At 72.0% G+C, this 17,762-nt stretch carries 19 protein-coding genes; 9 read left to right on the top strand and 10 right to left on the bottom strand.

What is annotated here, in order from left to right; genetic code table 11:
• Positions 1-91 precede the first annotated feature (91 nt).
• Together cydB and KBX26_RS16775 are read right to left on the bottom strand one after the other, a co-directional pair.
• Positions 92-1,090, bottom strand: a complete 999-nt coding sequence (gene cydB / locus KBX26_RS16780) for a cytochrome d ubiquinol oxidase subunit II (protein WP_030327670.1) — start codon at positions 1,088-1,090, stop codon at positions 92-94.
• Positions 1,091-1,105: 15 nt separating this feature from the next.
• On the bottom strand, positions 1,106-2,521 hold the full coding sequence (locus KBX26_RS16775) for a cytochrome ubiquinol oxidase subunit I (protein WP_030327669.1): 1,416 nt from the start codon (positions 2,519-2,521) through the stop codon (positions 1,106-1,108).
• A 174-nt stretch (positions 2,522-2,695) separates the two neighbouring features.
• Between KBX26_RS16775 and KBX26_RS16770 the strand changes: the two genes are divergently transcribed.
• The 4 genes from KBX26_RS16770 (at position 2,696) to KBX26_RS16755 (ending at position 6,707) form a co-directional block, all read left to right on the top strand.
• On the top strand, positions 2,696-3,457 hold the full coding sequence (locus KBX26_RS16770; protein ID WP_210865828.1) for a 1-acyl-sn-glycerol-3-phosphate acyltransferase: 762 nt from the start codon (positions 2,696-2,698) through the stop codon (positions 3,455-3,457).
• A gap of 297 nt (positions 3,458-3,754) precedes the next feature.
• On the top strand, positions 3,755-4,522 hold the full coding sequence (locus tag KBX26_RS16765; protein ID WP_030327667.1) for a glycerophosphodiester phosphodiesterase: 768 nt from the start codon (positions 3,755-3,757) through the stop codon (positions 4,520-4,522).
• A gap of 17 nt (positions 4,523-4,539) precedes the next feature.
• Positions 4,540-5,934, top strand: a complete 1,395-nt coding sequence (locus tag KBX26_RS16760; RefSeq protein ID WP_210865827.1) for an MFS transporter — start codon at positions 4,540-4,542, stop codon at positions 5,932-5,934.
• Between the two features lie 56 nt (positions 5,935-5,990).
• Complete coding sequence (locus KBX26_RS16755; RefSeq protein ID WP_036410478.1) at positions 5,991-6,707, top strand: thymidine kinase; 717 nt, start codon at positions 5,991-5,993, stop codon at positions 6,705-6,707.
• A 24-nt stretch (positions 6,708-6,731) separates the two neighbouring features.
• Here KBX26_RS16755 and KBX26_RS16750 read toward each other — a convergent pair whose 3' ends face one another.
• The gene (locus tag KBX26_RS16750; protein WP_210862156.1) at positions 6,732-7,925 is read right to left on the bottom strand and encodes a low temperature requirement protein A; all 1,194 of its coding nucleotides are present in this window, start codon (positions 7,923-7,925) and stop codon (positions 6,732-6,734) included.
• Positions 7,912-8,370: a hypothetical protein gene (locus KBX26_RS16745; RefSeq protein WP_030327664.1), complete on the bottom strand. Its 459-nt coding sequence runs from the start codon at positions 8,368-8,370 to the stop codon at positions 7,912-7,914. The genes KBX26_RS16750 and KBX26_RS16745 overlap by 14 nt, the downstream gene beginning before the upstream one ends.
• A 137-nt stretch (positions 8,371-8,507) precedes the next feature.
• On the opposite strand from KBX26_RS16745, the gene KBX26_RS16740 reads away from it, so the two are divergent.
• The 4 genes from KBX26_RS16740 to KBX26_RS16725 all read left to right on the top strand — a co-directional run bounded on the left by KBX26_RS16740 (position 8,508) and on the right by KBX26_RS16725 (position 12,749).
• Complete coding sequence (locus KBX26_RS16740) at positions 8,508-10,211, top strand: acyl-CoA dehydrogenase family protein (protein WP_030327663.1); 1,704 nt, start codon at positions 8,508-8,510, stop codon at positions 10,209-10,211.
• 31 nt (positions 10,212-10,242) lie between these two features.
• Positions 10,243-11,406 (top strand): PQQ-binding-like beta-propeller repeat protein, encoded by a 1,164-nt coding sequence (locus tag KBX26_RS16735; RefSeq protein WP_210865826.1) that lies wholly within the window; start codon positions 10,243-10,245, stop codon positions 11,404-11,406.
• A gap of 57 nt (positions 11,407-11,463) precedes the next feature.
• Positions 11,464-11,835: a VOC family protein gene (locus KBX26_RS16730; RefSeq protein WP_036410475.1), complete on the top strand. Its 372-nt coding sequence runs from the start codon at positions 11,464-11,466 to the stop codon at positions 11,833-11,835.
• Positions 11,836-11,900: 65 nt separating this feature from the next.
• Positions 11,901-12,749, top strand: a complete 849-nt coding sequence (locus tag KBX26_RS16725; protein WP_210865825.1) for a helix-turn-helix domain-containing protein — start codon at positions 11,901-11,903, stop codon at positions 12,747-12,749.
• Here the strand turns inward: KBX26_RS16725 and KBX26_RS16720 are convergent.
• The 6 genes from KBX26_RS16720 to KBX26_RS16695 all read right to left on the bottom strand — a co-directional run bounded on the left by KBX26_RS16720 (position 12,721) and on the right by KBX26_RS16695 (position 16,458).
• Entirely contained in the window at positions 12,721-13,146 is a 426-nt protein-coding gene (locus KBX26_RS16720; RefSeq protein ID WP_210862472.1) for a VOC family protein, read from the bottom strand. The genes KBX26_RS16725 and KBX26_RS16720 overlap by 29 nt on opposite strands.
• A gap of 90 nt (positions 13,147-13,236) precedes the next feature.
• Complete coding sequence (locus KBX26_RS16715; RefSeq protein ID WP_210865824.1) at positions 13,237-14,235, bottom strand: tyrosine-type recombinase/integrase; 999 nt, start codon at positions 14,233-14,235, stop codon at positions 13,237-13,239.
• Between the two features lie 71 nt (positions 14,236-14,306).
• A complete protein-coding gene (locus KBX26_RS16710) occupies positions 14,307-14,732 on the bottom strand; it encodes an Hsp20/alpha crystallin family protein (protein WP_030327658.1) in 426 nt (141 codons plus the stop codon).
• 102 nt (positions 14,733-14,834) lie between these two features.
• Complete coding sequence (locus tag KBX26_RS16705; RefSeq protein WP_307857831.1) at positions 14,835-15,329, bottom strand: GNAT family N-acetyltransferase; 495 nt, start codon at positions 15,327-15,329, stop codon at positions 14,835-14,837.
• A gap of 42 nt (positions 15,330-15,371) precedes the next feature.
• Entirely contained in the window at positions 15,372-15,887 is a 516-nt protein-coding gene (locus tag KBX26_RS16700; RefSeq protein WP_210865823.1) for a DUF2087 domain-containing protein, read from the bottom strand.
• Positions 15,888-15,942: 55 nt separating this feature from the next.
• Positions 15,943-16,458 carry a MarR family winged helix-turn-helix transcriptional regulator gene (locus tag KBX26_RS16695; protein ID WP_210865822.1) on the bottom strand — a complete coding sequence of 172 codons (516 nt, stop codon included), beginning with the start codon at positions 16,456-16,458 and terminating at the stop codon, positions 15,943-15,945.
• A 69-nt stretch (positions 16,459-16,527) separates the two neighbouring features.
• On the opposite strand from KBX26_RS16695, the gene KBX26_RS16690 reads away from it, so the two are divergent.
• Positions 16,528-17,760, top strand: a complete 1,233-nt coding sequence (locus KBX26_RS16690) for an MFS transporter (RefSeq protein ID WP_210865821.1) — start codon at positions 16,528-16,530, stop codon at positions 17,758-17,760.
• The last annotated feature ends 2 nt before the right edge of the window (positions 17,761-17,762 follow it).

Below are 17,762 nucleotides of genomic sequence, written 5' to 3'. Positions count from 1 at the left end.
CTTCCTGTCCCGGCGAAGGGGCTATGTCCCGCATATCGTCCACCGAAAGTGCAAGATCGGCGCGGGCCCGTGCGCGGGCCCGCCGGACCGGTCAGTGCTGCGGGATGTTGGCCACGCCGATGCGCTTGCGGAACACCCAGTACGTCCAGCCCTGGTAGGCCAGCACGACCGGGGTGAAGATCACCGCCACCCAGGTCATGATCTTCAGGGTGTACGGGGTGGACGCGGCGTTGGTGGCCGTCAGCGTGCCGGCCGCGTCCAGGGTGGAGGGCAGCACGTTCGGGAACAACGCCGCGAACAGGGTCGCCACGGCCAGGCCGATCGCCACGGCGGTGCCGGTGAACGCCCAGCCCTCACGGCGTACCTTGGCGGCGGCCAGGCCACCGAGCAGGGCGAGGGCCGCGCCGACGGCGAGCACGACGGCGGCCGCGCTGGAGCGGATGGTCAACGTCCAGGTGAGGAAGCCGACCGCGAGCACGGCGGCGCCGACGCCCAGGCGCACGGCGAGCGCGCCGGCGCGCTCGCGGATGTCGCCGGTGGTCTTCAGGGCGAGGAACACCGCGCCGTGGGTGAGGAACAACGCGAGGGTGGTCGCGCCGCCCAGCAGGGCGTACGGGTTGAGCAGGTCCAGCAGGCCGCCGACGTACTCGTGGTCGGCGTCCAGTGGCACACCGCGCAGGATGTTGGCGAAGGCGACGCCCCACAGGATCGCCGGCAACAGTGACCCGACGACGATCGCGGTGTCCCAGCGGCGCTTCCAGGACGCCTCGGGGCGCTTGTGCCGGTACTCGAAGGCGACGCCCCGGGCGATCAGGGCCAGCAGGATCAGCAGCAGCGGCAGGTAGAAGCCGGAGAAGAGGGTGGCGTACCACTCGGGGAACGCGGCGAACATGGCGCCACCGGCGGTGATCAGCCAGACCTCGTTGCCGTCCCAGACCGGGCCGATGGTGTTGATCAGGACGCGGCGTTCCCGGTCGTCGCGGCCGAGCACGGGCAGCAGCATGCCGACGCCGAAGTCGAAGCCCTCCAGGATGAAGTACCCGGTGAAGAGGACGGCGATGAGGAGAAACCAGATGGTGGTGAGGTCCACGGCGGGCTCCGGTGATCAGTAGGCGAAGGCGAGCGGGCGCTCGGCGTCGTCGTGGGTGTCGTCGATAGGGTGCTCTTCGCTGACGTCGGGCACACCCGCCTTGGCGTAGCGCAGCAGCAGCTTGACCTCGATCACCGCGAGGGTGGCGTAGATCAGCGTGAACGCGGTGAACGAGGTGAGCACCTCGGTCAGCGAGACGCTGCGGGAGACGCCGTTGCGGGTGAGCATCTCGCCGAAGACGATCCACGGCTGGCGGCCCATCTCGGTGAAGATCCAGCCGAAGGAGTTGGCCAGCAACGGCAGCACCGGCATGGCCAGCCCGGCGCGCAGCAGCCACTTGCTGCTCGGGGTGCGGCCCTTGCGCTGGCTCCAGAGGACCAGCAGGGCGATCGCGCCGGCCGCCATCCCGAAGGCGATCATGAAGCGGAAGCTCCAGTAGGTGACCGGGATGATCGGGGTGTAGCTGCCCGCGCCGTACTGGGTGGCGTACTGGGCCTGCAGGTCGTTGATGCCGTGCACGGTGCCGTTGGGGTCGCCGGTGCCCAGGTACGACAGCAGGTACGGGATCTTGAGGGCGAACACCTCACGGCTGCCGTCGAGGCTGCCGATGGTGAGCACGGAGAACGAGGCGGGGCTCTCGGTGGTGTAGAGGCCCTCGGCGGCGGCCATCTTCATCGGCTGCACATCCGTCATGATCTTGCCCTGGATGTCGCCGGTGAACAGCACGGCGGCGGAGGCGACCAGGACCACCCAGGAGCCGAACTTGGTGGCGAAGCGGTACGCGCCGGTGTCGGCCGAGTCGCGGTTGCGGATCACGTGGTAGAGGCCGACCGCGACGACCAGCGACCCGGCGACCAGGAACGAGCCGGCCAGGGTGTGCGGGAAGGTGATCAGGGCGACCTTGTTGGTCAGCACGGCCACGAAGTCGGTCAGCTCGGCGCGCCCGCTGTCGGGGTTGATCCGGTAGCCGACCGGGTTCTGCATGAACGAGTTCGCCGCGAGGATGAAGTACGCGGACAGGTTGGTGCCGATCGCGGCGGCCCAGATGCTGGCCAGGTGGGCCCGCTTGGGCAGCCGGTCCCACCCGAAGATCCACAGGCCGATGAAGGTGGATTCGAGGAAGAACGCGACGAGCGCCTCGATGGCCAGCGGTGCGCCGAAGATGTCGCCGACGAAGCGGGAGTAGTCGCTCCAGTTCATGCCGAACTGGAACTCCTGCACGATGCCGGTGACCACGCCCATGGCAAAGTTGATCAGGAACAGCTTGCCGTAGAACTTGGTGAGCTTGAGGTAGCGCTCGTTGCCGGTGCGGTGCCACATCGTCTGCAGGATGGCCACCAGCACGGACAGGCCGATGGTCAGTGGCACGAAGAGAAAGTGGTAGACGGTGGTGACACCGAACTGCCAGCGGGCAACGTCCAACGCGTCCACCTGAAAACCCCCAGCCATCCGTACTACGAGACGTAGTAAATACTACTGCTCGTCGTAGAGAAAAGAGCAGGGCCAGGCGGCCCGAAACGGCCCGGGACCAATGACCCTGATCACCCGGGCAACCCGCCGACCCGCCCTCGCGGCCCGGCCACCGCGTGCGACGATGTCGCGCTGATGAACACCTCCACCTGGCAGCCGCCGCTGACCTGGCGCGCCGCCCTGCTGCTGGCCCGGGGCCTGGTCGGCCTGCTCGCCCGCCTCGAGGTCACCGGCGACGTCCCGGCACACCTGCGTCGCGGCCCGCTGGTGCTGGCCGCCAACCACATCAGCCCGTTCGACCCGTTGGTCATGGCCGCCGCCTGCCAGACCCGCGGCATCGCCCCGCGGATCATGGCGACCGCCGGACTGTTCCGCGTCCCGCTCTTCGGCGCCGCCATGCGCCACGCCGGGCATATCCGGGTCGACCGGGGCACCAGCGCCGTGCACCGGGCCCTCGACGACGCCGCCACGGCCGTGGCCCGCGGCTCGGTGATCCTCATCTACCCCGAAGGGCGCATCGGCCTGGACCCGGGCCTGTGGCCCGAACGCGGCAAGACCGGCGCCGCCCGACTCGCCCTGGCCTGCGGCGCCCCCGTCATCCCGGTCGCCCAATGGGGCTCGCACGAGGTGCTGCCCTACCAGGCGCCCCGGGGGATGCTGCGGGGCATCGCCCGCTCCCTGCGCCGTCGACCGGTGATCAGGGTGCACTTCGGCACCCCCGTCGACCTGGGCGAGACAACGGCAACCAACCCCGGCGCGGCCCGCCGGGCCACCGACCGGATCATCGACGCGCTCACCGACACCCTCGCCCCGCTGCGCCCCGACGAGCCGGACCTGCCCCGCCACGTGGACCCGGGTCGCCCCGTCGACCCCAGTCGCGCCCACCGCCGCCACTGACCCGGTCGGCCTCCTGCCGCGACCTTGCTCGGCCTGCTGCCGCGATCTTGCACTTACTGTCCCCGCATAAGGGGCATTCAACGTGTTTCGGCAGCAGGAACTACAAGATCGCCTACCACCTGCGTCGGCGCGGTGCCTGCCGACACTGCGGTCAAGGCCCCTGACCCGGCCCGGAACCGCGGAACCCGGTCGACCAACGCCAGGTGCGCGACGAGCCCGTCAGCGCACCGGGATCACGGGCGTGATCTTCGCCGGCAGGCCACCCACGCGCCACCGGCGGCGGGCATACTGCGTCGCGTGTTGACCCGATTCGGCTACCTCGACGCACCCGCGCCGCTGGCGTTCGCCCACCGTGGCGGCGCCGCCGAGGGCGACGAGAACACCACCGAGGCGTTCGCCCGGGCCATCGGGCTGGGTTACCGGTACGTGGAGACCGACGTGCACGCCACCGCCGACGGCGTGGCGGTGATCTTCCACGACCCGACGCTGCGGCGGGTCACCGGTGAGCCGGGGCGCATCGCCGAGATGAGCTGGGCGGATCTCGCCTCGGTACGCGTCGGCGGCGCCGCCGTCGTACCCCGGCTCGACGAGGTGTTGGCCGCCTGGCCGCAGGTCCGCTTCAACATCGACGTGAAGGCCGACGGCGGCGTCGAGCCGACGGTGGCGACGGTGTCCCGGGCCGGCGCCGGGGACCGGGTGCTGCTCGCCTCGTTCAGCGACGCCCGGTTGACCCGGCTGCGGGCGCTCACCCAGGGGCGGGTCGCCACCAGCCTGGGCATGCGCGGCGTCGCCCGGCTGCGGCTGGCCTCCCTGCACGGGCGGCCGTTGCGGTTGCCGCCGTCGGTGGTCGCCGCGCAGGTGCCGCCGCGCTACGGGCGGGTGCCGGTGGTGGACCGCCGGTTCCTCGACTACTGCCACCGCATCGGCCTGCAGGTGCACGTCTGGACGATCGACGAACCAGCCCAGATGCACGAGTTACTGGATCGTGGCGTGGATGGCATCATGACCGATCACGTCGGCGTGCTGCGCGACGTCTACCGCAGCCGCGGCCACTGGGCCGCCTGAGCGTCGAAGGACCACCGATGGCCGAGACCGTGACCCCCACGGTGGACGACACTCCGCCCCCGGCGAGCACTCGCCGGGAGCGGCGCGGCTGGTACATCTACGACTGGGCCAACTCCGCGTTCCAGACCACCGTCATCACGGTGTTCCTGGGCCCGTTCATCACCACCGTCGCCGAGCTGGCCGCCGGTTGCGAGTTGGGCGCGGACACCTGCGACGGGTACGTGTACCCGCTGGGCATCCGGGTGGCGGCCGGGTCCTACTACCCGTACCTGATCTCGCTGTCGGTCTTTCTCACCGTGTTCGTGCTGCCGGTGATCGGGGCGATCGCCGACCGGTCGGCGCACAAGAAGCGGCTGCTCGGTGGCGCCGCGTTCACCGGCGCCGGCGCCACCGTCGCGATGATCTTCGTGACCGGCGACCGTTACCTGCTTGGCGGGGCGCTCTTCCTGGTCGCCAACATCTCCTTCGGCGCGGCCCTGGTGGTCTACAACTCGTTCCTGCCGCAGCTCGGCGGCCCGGACGAACGCGACGGCATCTCCAGCCGCGGTTGGGCGCTGGGTTACCTGGGCGGCGGTCTGCTGCTGGCGTTCAACCTGGTGGCGGTCACCCTGTTCAGCGAGGACGACAACCCGCAGCGCACCCTGGACCTGGCCCGCTGGTCGATCGTCTCCGCCGGGGTGTGGTGGGCGGTGTTCACCCTCGTGCCGCTGCGCTGGCTGCGGGAACGCCCCGGCGCGGCGGCGGCGCTGGCCCGGCAGGGCAACGTGCTCACCGACGGGTTCCGGCAGCTGGGCCGCACCCTGCGGGAGATCAAGGCGTACCCGTTGACGCTGTTCTTCCTGCTGGCGTTTCTGGTCTACAACGACGGCATCCAGACCGTCATCACCCTGGCCAGCCAGTACGGCACCGAGGAGCTGCGCCTGGAGCAGAGCACCCTGATCATCACCATCCTGCTGGTGCAGTTCCTCGCCTTCGGCGGCGCGTTGAGCCTCGGCGCGTTGGCCCGGCGCATCGGCGCCTGGAAGACGGTGCTGCTCAGCCTGATCCTCTGGATCGGTGTGATCATCGGCGCGTTCCGGCTGCCGGCCGAGGCGCCGGTGCCGTTCATGATCCTCGGCGCGGCCATCGGCCTGGTGCTCGGCGGCAGCCAGGCGCTGAGCCGGTCGCTGTTCAGCCAGCTCATCCCGGCCGGTAAGGAAGGCGAGTACTACGGCTTCTACGAGATCAGCGACAAGGGCACCAGTTGGCTCGGCCCGCTCGCCTTCGGGCTGGTGTTCCAGCTCACCGCCTCGTACCGGGTGGGCCTGGTCTCACTGCTGATCTTCTTCGTGGTCGGTTTCCTGCTCCTGGCCGCCGTGCCGATCCGCCGCGCCATCGTGGCCGTGGGCAACACCCCACCCCGGGTGCTCTGAGCACGCGTCCCGGACCAGGCAGATCAGGGGCGGTCGATCGGCTAGGCTGCCCGACCGTGACTGACGACGCCGCCACCGTCCCGACCTGCCTGGCCCACCCGTTCCCCGGGCAGCCGCACGCCCCGGCCGGGTGTGCGGCCGCGCGTGGGCTCGACGGGCGTCCGGTGCACGCGGCGGCGTTGAAGTTCTTCTGGGGGCCGATGGACTGCGGCAAGTCCACGATGGCGTTGCAGATGAACTACAACCACGCCCGGCAGGGCCGGCGCGGGCTGGTCACCACCCGCATCGACCGGTCGCTGGGACCGCAGGTCACCACCCGTATCGGCCTGGCCCACGAGGCCATCGAGGTCACCGACGACCTGGACCTGCGGGCCCTGGTGCGCGGCCGGTGGGCCGACGGGGTACGCGTCGACTACCTGATCTGCGACGAGGCGTGCTTCTACACCGTCGAGCACGTCGAGCAGATGGCCGAACTGGTGGACAGCTACGACGTCGACGTCTTCGCGTTCGGCCTGGCCACCGACTTCCGGTCCTGCCTGTTCCCCGCCGCGCAACGCCTGTTCGAGCTGGCCGACGAGGTGGCCCGCATCCAGGTCGAGGTGCTCTGCTGGTGCGGCCGCGAAGGGCTGCTCAACGCCCGGGTCGTCGACGGGCAGGTCGTCCGCGAGGGCGCCCAGGTCGTCATCGGCGACACCGTCGACACCGCCGAGGTGCGCTACCAGGTGCTCTGCCGCCGCCACTACCGCAGCGGCGACCTCGGTCCCCGAGACTGAACCACCGGCCGGCTCAGAACGCGGTCACCGCGCGAGCGCCAGGGAACGGCGCCGGTCGGTCAGGATCACCGCCACCGTCACCACCAACGCCGCCGCGGCGCACCCCGCGACCGGCGCACCCAGCGCCACACCCACCGGCATCAACGCCAACAGCACCACCACCGCCGTGACCCGGCTGATCGGCAGGGCCCGCCACAGCAGCGCCTTGTAGGCGGCGTGCCCGGCCAGGAACAGGGCCGGTCCGCCGAGGGTGAGCAGCACGTCGACCGTGGCAGCCGGGGCGCCGGGTTCCCGCAGCAACCGCTCGTCGGCCGCCGACGCCACGACGACACCGGCGACGATCACCGGGTGCAGAAAGTTGAACGCGACCCGGCTCAACGCGCCGGTGCGCTCTCCGGCGTGGGCGATGACCTCCGTGGCGGCCGGCGCCGAGCGGGCGAAGTACACCCACCACAGCGCCACCGAACCGCCGAACGCCAACAGGAACGCCCCGGACGTCACCAGGTTCACGTGTGACGTGAGGGTGCTGCCGGTGACCAGGATCGACTCCCCCAGCGCGATCAGGACGAACGCCGCGCACCGTTCGGCCAGGTGCCCACCCTCCACCATCCACCGCTCGGGTCGGCTGCGTCCCCGCTTCGGCAGCGGGTAGCCGAGCGAGAGGCCGACCACCTCGATCACGATCACCGCCGCCCACACCGCGTCCCGGGCGGCCCCGCCGACCAGGCCGCCGAGGACCACGAGCACCGACGTCCCGGTGATCCACGGCAGCGACTGCTGAAATCCGGCCACCAGCCACGGACTGCCCTGCACCGCCCACAACGCGAACAGTGTGCGGCCCACCTGCATGATCACGTAGACCAGCGCGAAGAGTGGACCGGTCGAGCCGAACGCGTCCGGGATCGCCGCCGACAACAGCAGGCTGCCCAGCGCCATTCCGATCAGCATCGTCCGCACCGGCCCCTGGTCCGGTTGCAACCAGTTGGTCAGCCAGGTGGTGTAGACCCAGACGAACCACACCAGCGCCAGCAACAGGCCGGTACGGGCGGCGCCCCGCCAGTCCAGGTGCGCGAGCAGGTAGTGCGACAGCTGGGTGATGGTGAAGATGAAGACGAGGTCGAAGAAGAGTTCCGTGGAGGTGGTCGGCTGCACCCCCTCACGTGGTCGCAGCAGTTGCGGGCGTACCGGGGTGGCGACCGGGGGCTCAGAACGGGTCACCGCACACCCGCCAGCCGCCGTCCTCGCGGACCACCGGCAGGCGACGTTCCTCGCTGAGCCCACCGTCGCGGGTCACCTTCACGGTCACCGTGCCCTGCGGTCGCCCGCTGCGGGTGGCGACGGACACGTCGGTGATCTCGTAGTCGGTGACCATCGGTGGAGTCCGCACCCAGCTGGTGAAACCGATCGCGCTCCACCGGCTGCGGGCGTCCGCGCAGAGCCGCTCGTACGCCCGGTCGCTGTCGCCCAGGGTCACCTCGTTGAGGAAGCCGTCGGCGGTCTCCCGGATCGGGCCGGCGGCCTGCCGGACGGTCTGCAGGTTCCAGGCGCCCAGCCCGGCCACCCCCACACAGCACAACGCCACGCCGAACCCGGCGAACGCCAACCCGGTGCGCATCGGGCGGTGACGCCGGGCCGGTCGACTCCACTGTTGGCCGGCACCCACGACTACCGACCGTAGAGAACACGGTCGCACCGGGGTACGACAAGCCGAAAAATCGGGTCCGGGGCTCACCCTGTTCGCGGCGGCCCCGCATCGTCTACCGTCGGCGCACACCCCCGAGCAGTGCCAGGAGCCGATCGATGAGCCGCTTCGTGCAGCCGGTACCACCCCCCGTCGACCCGTACGCCGGCGATGGCCTGCTGCGCTCCTGGCTGGAGCGTCACCTCGGCCCGGGCGGGCACGCCGCCGCGAAGGGCCGCCTCGCGGACCTGGCCGCCGACGTCACCGGGCCGCTGCGCGCGGCGCACGCCGACGCCGAGGCGCACCCGCCGACGCTGGTCCGCTACGACCCGTGGGGCGCCCGCGTCGACCGCATCGACACCTCCGCCGGCTGGCAGGAGCAGCGCGCCGCCGCCGCCCGCCACGCCGTGGTCGCGCTGCCCTACCTGCCGGACGCCCGGGGCACCTGGGGTGCCGCCGCGCGGGTCGTGCAACACGCCCTGCTGCACCTGTACGGGCCGGAGTCGGCGACGTTCTCGTGCCCGGTGGCGATGGCCGACGGGGCGGCGGCGCTGCTCAGCATGCCCGACGTCGACGCCACGGTCCGTGCCGCGTGGCTGCCCCGGCTGATCTCGACGGACCCGGCGACGGCGATCACCAGCGGGCAGTGGATGACCGAGTCGCAGGGCGGCTCCGACCTGGGCCGCTCCAGCACGCTCGGTCGACCGGCGGCGGACGGTTCGTGGCGGCTGACCGGGGAGAAGTGGTTCTGCTCCGCTGCCGACGCGGCGATGGCGGTGGCGCTGGCCCGACCGGAGGGCGCCGGGCGGGGCAGCCGGGTGCTCGCCCCGTTCCTCGTTCCCCGGTACGCGGTCGACTCCCCGTTGGCCGACGGCGCGGCACCGGGCGCACCCGCACCGGGCGTCACGGTGCACCGGCTCAAGGACAAGCTCGGCACCCGGGCGCTGCCCACCGCCGAGATCGGTCTGCGCGACGCGTACGCCCTCCCGCTGGGTGACCCGGCGGTGCCCGGTCTGGTCCGGGCGATGACCCTGGTCGTGGTGACCCGGGTGCACAACGCGGCGGCGGCGGCCGGCGGGATGCGACGTGGCCTCGACTACGCCCGCGCGTACGCCGAGGTGCGGCACGTCGCCGGCGGCCCGCTGGTGTCCTCGCCGCTGCACCGGGCCACGCTGGGCACCCTCGCGGTCGACGCCGCGGGCGCGTTCGCCCTGGCCGGGCACGCCTTCGCCCTGCTGGGGCGGGTGGAGGTCGGCGCAGACCCGGAGGCCGCGGCGGAGCTGCGCATCGTGGCCCCGTTGGCGAAGCTGGCCACCGGCCGGCTCGCCGTCAGCTCCGCCAGCGAGTACGTGGAGAGCTTCGGCGGGGCCGGCTACGTGGAGGACACCGGCGTGCCCCGGCTGCTGCGCGACGCCCAGGTGCTGCCGATCTGGGAGGGCACCACCAACGTGCTGGCCCTGGACGTGCTGCGCGCGCTGACCCGGGAGGACGCCGGGGTGCCGCTGCTGAGCCGGCTCGCCGCCGCCGTCGACCTGGCGCGGCCGTTGTCGCCGGTGCTGGCCGACACGCTGGCCACCGCCGCCGCGCAGCTGACGGAAACCATCAGCGCGGTGACCGTCGACCCGGGTGCGTCGGCGGTGCTCGCGGGCGCCCGTGGTCTGGCGTTGCGCCTGGCGTACGCGCTGACCACCGCGTTGCTCGTCGAGCACGCCGCGTGGGGGGACGAGCAGGCGGAGCTGGCAGCCCGGTTGTGGGCGCGCCGCTGGCTGCGCCACGAGGAGATCGCCGAGGACGCCCACCACCACCTGGACCTGCTCTGCTGATCGGCCGGGGCGAGCGGACGGGTGGGCCCGCATGTCGGTGCTGATCGAGCTGGGCGACGACCGGGGCGCGCCGCTGGACGAGCGCCGGCCGCCGCCGCAGGTGTCGCGCCGGTGGCGGGTGGTGGCGCTGGTGGCGATCTGTGCCCTGCTGGGCGGTGCCGCCCCGGTCGGGCGCCTGTCGCCGCAGGTCGGGCCGGTGGTGCCCGCCGGGGCGACAGTGCTGGGCGCGGGGCCGCTGCTGCTGGTCGTCGGCCCCGACCAGAGCCCGCCGACGCTGAGCGCCTACGACTCGGCCGCGCCGGGCGGCCCGCCGCGGTGGCGGGTCACCGTGCCACCCGCCGCCGGGTGGTCCGCCGAGGTCGTCGGTGACCTGCTGCTGCTGGTGGAACGGGATCAGACGCGCGGGGCGCGGGTGACCACCGCGCGGTCGATGCGTACCGGACAGCCGGTCTGGCGGCGACCCGAGCGGGTGTACGCGGCCGGGGACGCGGCGGTCGCGGTGAGCGAGGTACGCAGCGCCTCCGATCCGGGGCGGCGGGTCGAGGGCACGGTGCACGGCGTCGACCCGGCCACCGGTGCGACCCGGTGGTCGGTTCCGCTGCCCTCCACGGCGGTGCTGCGGGCGCTGCCCGGGCGGGTGCTGCTGGTGCAGGACAACGGGTTGGTCCGGTTTCTCGACGCCCGCGACGGTGTCGAGCGCGGGCGGGGCCAGCTTCCGCCGGCCGACTACGGCCCGGACAACCCCCAGGTCGTCGGCGCGCACCTGGTGCTGCGCCACCCGGTCGCCGGCGCGGTGGCGCTGACCGGGTACGACCTACCGGGGCTGGCGCCGCGCTGGCGGGTGCCGGTGCCGTCGGGTGAGTTGACCCTGCGGCCCTGCCAGGGCCTGATCTGCGGGCAGGACGAGCAGGGCCGCTGGGCGATCGACGCGGGCACCGGGGCGCGGGTGTGGTCGTGGCCGGACGGCGCGCGCTGGCGCACGGTGGCGGGCCCCCGGGTGCCGGCGGAGCCGCTGGTGGTGCTGGGGTTGGCGGCGGACGGCAGGCGTGCGCTGGTGGCGACCGTGGGACGCGACGGTCATCGGGTGTCGGCGGTGCTTCCGGAGGGTCTGACCGACTGTCGACGGGTGGGCGCCGGGCTGATCTGCCGTGACAGCACCGCCCGGGTGACGTTCTGGCCGCTCGAGGCCCTCTGATGGGCGGTGGGTGTCGCAGGCCCGGAGTTTGTCGGACCCCGTCGGCATACTGCCGGCGTGACAGTTTCTGCCGACCTCGCGATGGTCAACCTCGACAGTTCCGATCCTGCCGGCCATGCCGCGTTCTACCACCAGGCGCTGGGCTGGGAGGTCACCCACAGCCAACCGGAGTACGCGATGATCAGCTCCGGTGGCGTCTCCATCGGCTTCGGTCTGGTCGAGGGTTACCGACCGCCCTCCTGGCCGGATCCGACCGGCGACAAGCGCTACCACCTGGATCTCTACGTCGACGACCTGGCGGCGGCGGAGGAGAAGTTCGTGGCGGCGGGCGCGTCCAAGCCGGATTTCCAGCCCGGCGGCGACAAGTGGGTCGTGCTCCTCGACCCGATCGGTCAGCCGTTCTGCATCTGCCCCCGCCCGCAGGGCTGACGCCGCACAGCCTGCCCAGCCGCACCAACGTCTCCTGACTCATGCGTGTCTGACACGATCGTCTGGTGGAACGAAACACCGCTCTGCGTGACTTCCTTCGCTCACGACGGGCGCAGGTAAGCCCGGCGCAAGCCGGTTTGATCGACGGCTCGGGACGCCGGGTGCCCGGGCTGCGGCGCGAAGAGGTGGCGGCCCTGGCCGGTGTGAGCGTCGACTACTACATGCGCCTGGAACAGGGCCGTAACGTCTCGCCGTCCGATTCAGTTCTCGATTCTCTGGCCACGGCGTTGCGCCTTTCGCCGGCGCAACGGGCACAGCTGTATCTGCTGGTTCGGGGCCGTTCGAAACACGAGGCAGACCGTGTTCCGGACGATCATCCGAATATCACCGGGCTTCTGCGCGCCGTCGCTGTTCCGGCGATTGTGGTGGGGCGCGGTAGCGAGGTGATCGGCGCGAACGCACTGCATCGAGAACTGACGACGGACTTCGACACGTTCCCCCGTGAGCGCCGCTACTACGCGTACTGGCTGTTCGCCGATGCGGGTGCTCGTGAGGTGATGGTGACGTGGGAGCATTCCGCCCGCGAGACCGTCGGTGTCCTCCGGGCCGCCGTCACCCGGTTCCCGGAGGACCTCCGTCTCCACCGCTTGGTCGAGAATCTGAACGCGGGGAGTCCCGAGTTCCGCGAGCTATGGGACGAGCACGACGTCGCGACCCCGGCGCCCGGTGTCAAGGTGTACCGTCATCCGCTGATCGGTTTGCTGGCACTGCGGCAGGTGGCTGCGCAACTGGCCGACGACGTCTGGCTTTACCTTTACTGGGCCGATCCGGGTACCGACGCCGAGGCGGCCCTGCAGCGGCTGCGAGACGTGGTCGCCGATGCGCTCAGCCGGCCATCGGCACCGCATCGGTGATCTCGATGATGGTGCCGATGTTGTCCCGGATGAAGGCGAAACGCTGACCGCTCTTCTCGACCGTCATGGGGCCGGCGAACAGGGCCACACCGCGCCGGTCGAGTTCGGCGATGGCCGCGTCCAGGTCGGGAACCCGGAGGCAGATGTGGTGCAGACGCTCGACGTCGTGGCTGGCCGGTAGGCTTTCGGCGGCCGGGGCCGGGTTCGCGGCGGCGCCAGCCGAGATGATCTCGATCTTGGTGTTGTCGGTGCCGATGAAGGTGAACACCGATTCGCCGACTTCGAATTGCTGGATCACCAAGAAGTCGAGGTGGTCGCGATACCACGCGATGGTCTGGTCGAGGTGCGCTGCAGAGGTAGTGATGCCGACGTGGTCGAACTGGAATCCGAAGGTCATGTCACAAGTACAGCAACGTGCGATGCTGCCGAAAAGCGGCCGGTTTCACCCTAGGTCTGCCGGTCCTAGGGCCGACGCGGCGGGCGCTGCTCAGCCGCGGCGGCGCGACCGGGCGGCCCACACCGCGTAGGCCGGGTCGCGGTCGAGGTTGTGCCGGTCCCGGTCGTAGCGGCGGGTGGTGCGCGGGTCGGCGTGCCCCATGGCGTCCTGCACGTCCTCCAACGGCACGCCCTCGGAGCGGGCGGTGGTGGCGAACGCGTGTCGCAGCGAGTGTGGCGACAGCTTCGCCCAGGCCGGGATGCCGGCGGCACGGGCGAGCCGACGGACCATCCGGAACACCGAGTGCCGGTCCAGCCGGGCACCGCTGGCGGTGACCAGCAGTGGACCGGTCAGCTGCGCCACCGGCACGCCGGTGGCGGCGGCCCGCTGGGCCAGGTAGGCGTCCAGGGCGTGCCCGGCGCTGGGCGTGAGGGCGCGGCGGCGTTGTTTGCCGCCCTTGCCGACGAAGCGCACGCTGCGGTGGCCGCGTTCGGTGCCGAGGTCGGTCAGGTCCAGTGAGATCAGCTCCCCGACCCGCAGACCCAGATCGGCCAGCAGCGCGAGCGCTGCCCGGTTGCGGACGGCTGTCGCGCCGGTGTCGGCCTCGGCGGCGTTGAGGAGGGCGTCCACCTCCTCGGGGGTGAGCCCGACGGTGGCGGAGTGGTCCCGGTCGACGCGGGGGCGGTCGGCGCCGGCGACCGGGTTGGCCGGTACCGCACCGAGTTTGGCGAGGAAGTCGTACCAACTGGACAGCGCCGAGAGTCGGCGTGCGACGGTCGCCGGGGTCAGTGGGCGGCCGCTGCGGGCGCCGACGCTGTTCTCCAGGGCGCGGGCGTATTCGTTGACGTGCAGGAACGTGGCCCGCAGCGGGTCGAGGTCACGCTCGGCGCACCAACGCAGCCAGCCGGTGACGTCACGTCGGTAGGCGTCGCGGGTGTGTTCGGACAGCCGCCGGTTACGCAGCCACGCCTCGGTGACCTCGATCGGTCCGCTCGGCAGCGCCGGTGGTGCGGACGGACGGGCGAGCACCGGAGCGTCGGAGAACACCATGTGAAAAAGACTCTCAGCCTCGGGTGGGATCGGCGCGCAGGCGCGCCGGTCCCACCCGTCACCGTGGCGGATCAGGCGTTGATCTCCCGGCGGGCGTTGCCGTTGGCCTGGATGGTCACCCGGCGGGGCTTGGCGCGCTCGGCGACCGGGATGCGCAGTGTCAGCACCCCGTTCTCGTAGCCGGCCTCCAGCTTGTCGGTGTCCAGGGTGTCGCCGAGGAACAGTTGCCGGGTGAAGGTGCCCATCGGGCGTTCGGCGGCGACCAGTTCGACGCCGTCACCGGCGGGTCGGCGACGCTCGGCGCGGACGGTGAGCACGTTGCGTTCGACGGTGCAGTCGATGCTGTCCGGGTCGACGCCAGGCAGGTCGAACGCCGCGTAGAAGTGGTCGCCGTCGCGGTAGGCGTCAAGGTGCATCATCGCGGGGCGGGCCGCCGTACCGAAGAACTGCTCGGCGAGCCGGTCGATCTCGCGGAACGGGTCGGTACGCATCAACATGGTCATGCCTCCTCGGTTCTCCTGGCCGAAGGTGATGAGTTGAGTCGGGGTGACTCAACTTCCTCTTCTTGTTTAGCGCGTCCGGATGCGAACGTCAACTGCTCAGGACAGCCGTTTTTCAAACCAGTGATCGGCGTAGGGCCCCTGCGAGTACGCCGGGATCTCCGCGTAGCCGTGCCGGGCGTACAGGGCGCGGGCCTCGACCAGATCGTGGCGGGTGTCGAGTCGAATCCGGTCCGCCCCGGCCGCGCGAGCCCGTTCCTCGACGGCGGCCAGCAGCGCGGCACCTCCACCGGCACCGCGATGGTCGGGCCGGACGAACACCCGGGTCAGCTCTGCCCAGCCCCGCTGCCAGCGCAGCCCGGCGCAACCGGCCAGCTGGTCGCCGTGGCGGGCGAGCAGGAGCAGTCCGCTCGGCGCGGTCAGGTCGTCGCTGGGCATTTCGGCCAGGGCCGCGTCGACCTCGCCGGGCAGGGCCGGGCGACGGTGGTAGCGAATCACCATCTCGGTCATGTACTCGCGCAGCAGCAGCGCGGCGTCAGGTCGATCAGGTCGGGCGGCGGTGGTCGTCCACGTTGGTCGGGCGGTAGTGGTCACCTGTTGATCATCATCGCCCGGTCAACGGGATTATCCGGACGATCAGAGCCGCTGGTAGATGCCGTGCTCGCGGGTGAGCAGCTGTTCGTCGATCAGGTAGCGGCGCAGTGTCACGTGATCGGACCCGCCCGCGGCGCACCACGGTTTGAGGGCGTCGTCGACGGCCCGCTCCGGATAGCGGGTGCCCGGCTCGAACGACCGCTCGGCGATGTGTGTGAGCAGGACCCGCCGCCGGCTCGGCTGCGCCGGCAGGCTCACCAGGACGCCCGCGCGGAGAAAGGTCCGCAGCACCGGGTCGGCGGCGGGTTCGGCGGCGTCGGGTGACCGGTTGTCGCGTACCACCGCCCGTAGCGACGCCTCGTCGACAGCGAGCGCGCCGTCGGCACCGGTGACCAGGCCCGCGTCGGTGAGCCGACGAACCCCGGTGAGCACCACCCGCGCCGGCAGGTCGACCCGCTGTGCGACAGCGGTCGCGCTGGTCGCACCCAGCACGATCGCCGCGAAGATCCGTCGCCGTGCGTCGTCGGCCAGGGCGCCAGCCAGGGCATGCGCAGTCATGCCGGTCACCCTCGCATCAGCGGTACGCGGGCCGCCAGGCGATTTTCCGGCCCGCTCAGTCGGTCCCCGGCGCGCTCGGCGGCTGCTCGGCGACCAGGAGCACCCGACGCAGCAGGTCGGAGAGGTGTCGGCGCTCGGTCGCGGTGAGCGCGCCGAGCAGGCGGTGCTCCTCCGCGCCCTGGACCTGCATCGCCCCCTGCCACGCCGCCCGGCCTGCCTCGGTGAGCTCCACGTCGACCCGCCGTCGGTCCACGGTGGACGGCATTCGGCGCACGAAGCCCCGCCGCAACAGAGTGTCCACCCGCGCGGTGATCGAGGCGGGGGCCATCGCGAGGTCCGCGGCGAGATCCGAGGGCGCTGCCCGTCCACCACGACCGGCCAGGGCGTGCAGGGTGTCGTACTCGTGGGCCGGCAGGTCGAGGTCGACCAGGACCCGCTCCTTGACCGCCCGCAGGTGCCGGGTCAGTCGGATCATCCTGGTCACCGCCCCCTCGACGTCCGCGTCGAGGTCGGGCACCACGGGCCGCCAGCGCTCGATGTGCTGGTCGACGGTGTCCGGGGTGGTGGTCACCGCGCCAGCTTACCTCAGCGACAAAATATTCGTTGCCGAAATATTCGATGTCGAACTATGCTCCGGGTCATGGCTCACCCCCTGCGCAACCACTCCTTCCGGCTGCTGTTCCTGGGTCGCAGCATCTCCGCCATCGGCGACGCGGTGGTGCCCGCCGCGCTGGCGCTGGCCGTGCTGCGCGCCACCGGCTCCACCGGCGCGCTGGCCGTCGTCCTCGCCGCCGCCGTTGTCCCCCGGCTGCTCCTGCTGCCGTTCGGTGGTGTCGTGGCCGACCGGTTCGACGCCCGCCGGGTCGCCCTGCTGGCCGACCTGGTCCGCTGCGCTGCCCAGATCGCGGTCGGCGTCGAGCTGCTCGGCGGCGACCCGTCGCTGAGCACCGTCGTGGTGGCGTCGGCGCTGGGCGGCGTCGCCTCGGCCTTCGCCATTCCGACAGCGTCTCCGCTGGTCGCCGGCACCATCGAACCGGCCGACCGGCAGCGGGCCAATGCCCTGATGGGGATCACCGCCAACACCAGTCGCCTCGCCGGGCCGGCGCTGGCCGGCGCGCTGATCTGGGCCGCCGGGCCCGGCTGGGCATTCATCCTCGACGGTGCGTCGTTCGCGCTCAGCGCCGCGCTGCTCGCGCTGGTGCGGGTCCGCCACGTGCCGGTGCCCCGCCGTTCCGTCCTCGCCGACCTGCGGCACGGCTTCGGCGAGGTACGCGCCCGCGACTGGTTCTGGACCAGCCTGCTCGGGCACGGCGTGTGGAACGGCGCCGCCGCCGTGCTGATGACCCTCGGCCCGGCCGTCGCCATCGACCGACTCGGCGGCGAGGCGACCTGGGTGCTGCTGTTGCAGGCCGGCGCGATCGGCATGCTCACCGGGTCGCTGCTGGCCGGGCGGGTACGGCTGCACCGGCCGGTGCTGCTGGCCAACCTCGGCCTGGCCTGCTACGCCGCGCCGCTGTTCCTGCTCGCCGTCGCCGCGCCCGCCCCCGTGGTGATCGCCGCCTACGCGGTGGCGCTGACCGCCCTCGGTTACCTCAACCCGGTGTGGGAGACCGTCGTGCAGCACCACTTCCCGCCGGAGGTGCTGGCCCGGGTCACCTCGTACGACTGGCTGGTGTCGCTGGGCGCCATGCCGCTGGGCTACGCGCTGGCGCCGGTGGCCGCCGACGCGTTCGGCGCACCCGTCCCGCTGGCCGTCGCCGGCCTGCTGGTCCTCGCCTCCTGCGCGGGCACCGCGCTCGTCCCCGGCGTACGCCGCCTCACCTGGCCGGCGACCCCGAAACCGCAACCGGCCGAACCCGCCGGCGTGCGCTAGCG

The sequence above is a fragment of the Micromonospora sp. C97 genome (genome assembly GCF_018070385.1).
Lineage (GTDB): Bacteria > Actinomycetota > Actinomycetes > Mycobacteriales > Micromonosporaceae > Micromonospora > Micromonospora parva.
Note: the sequence above shows the minus strand (reverse complement) of the source record. Positions and strands in the feature narration are given on the sequence as shown.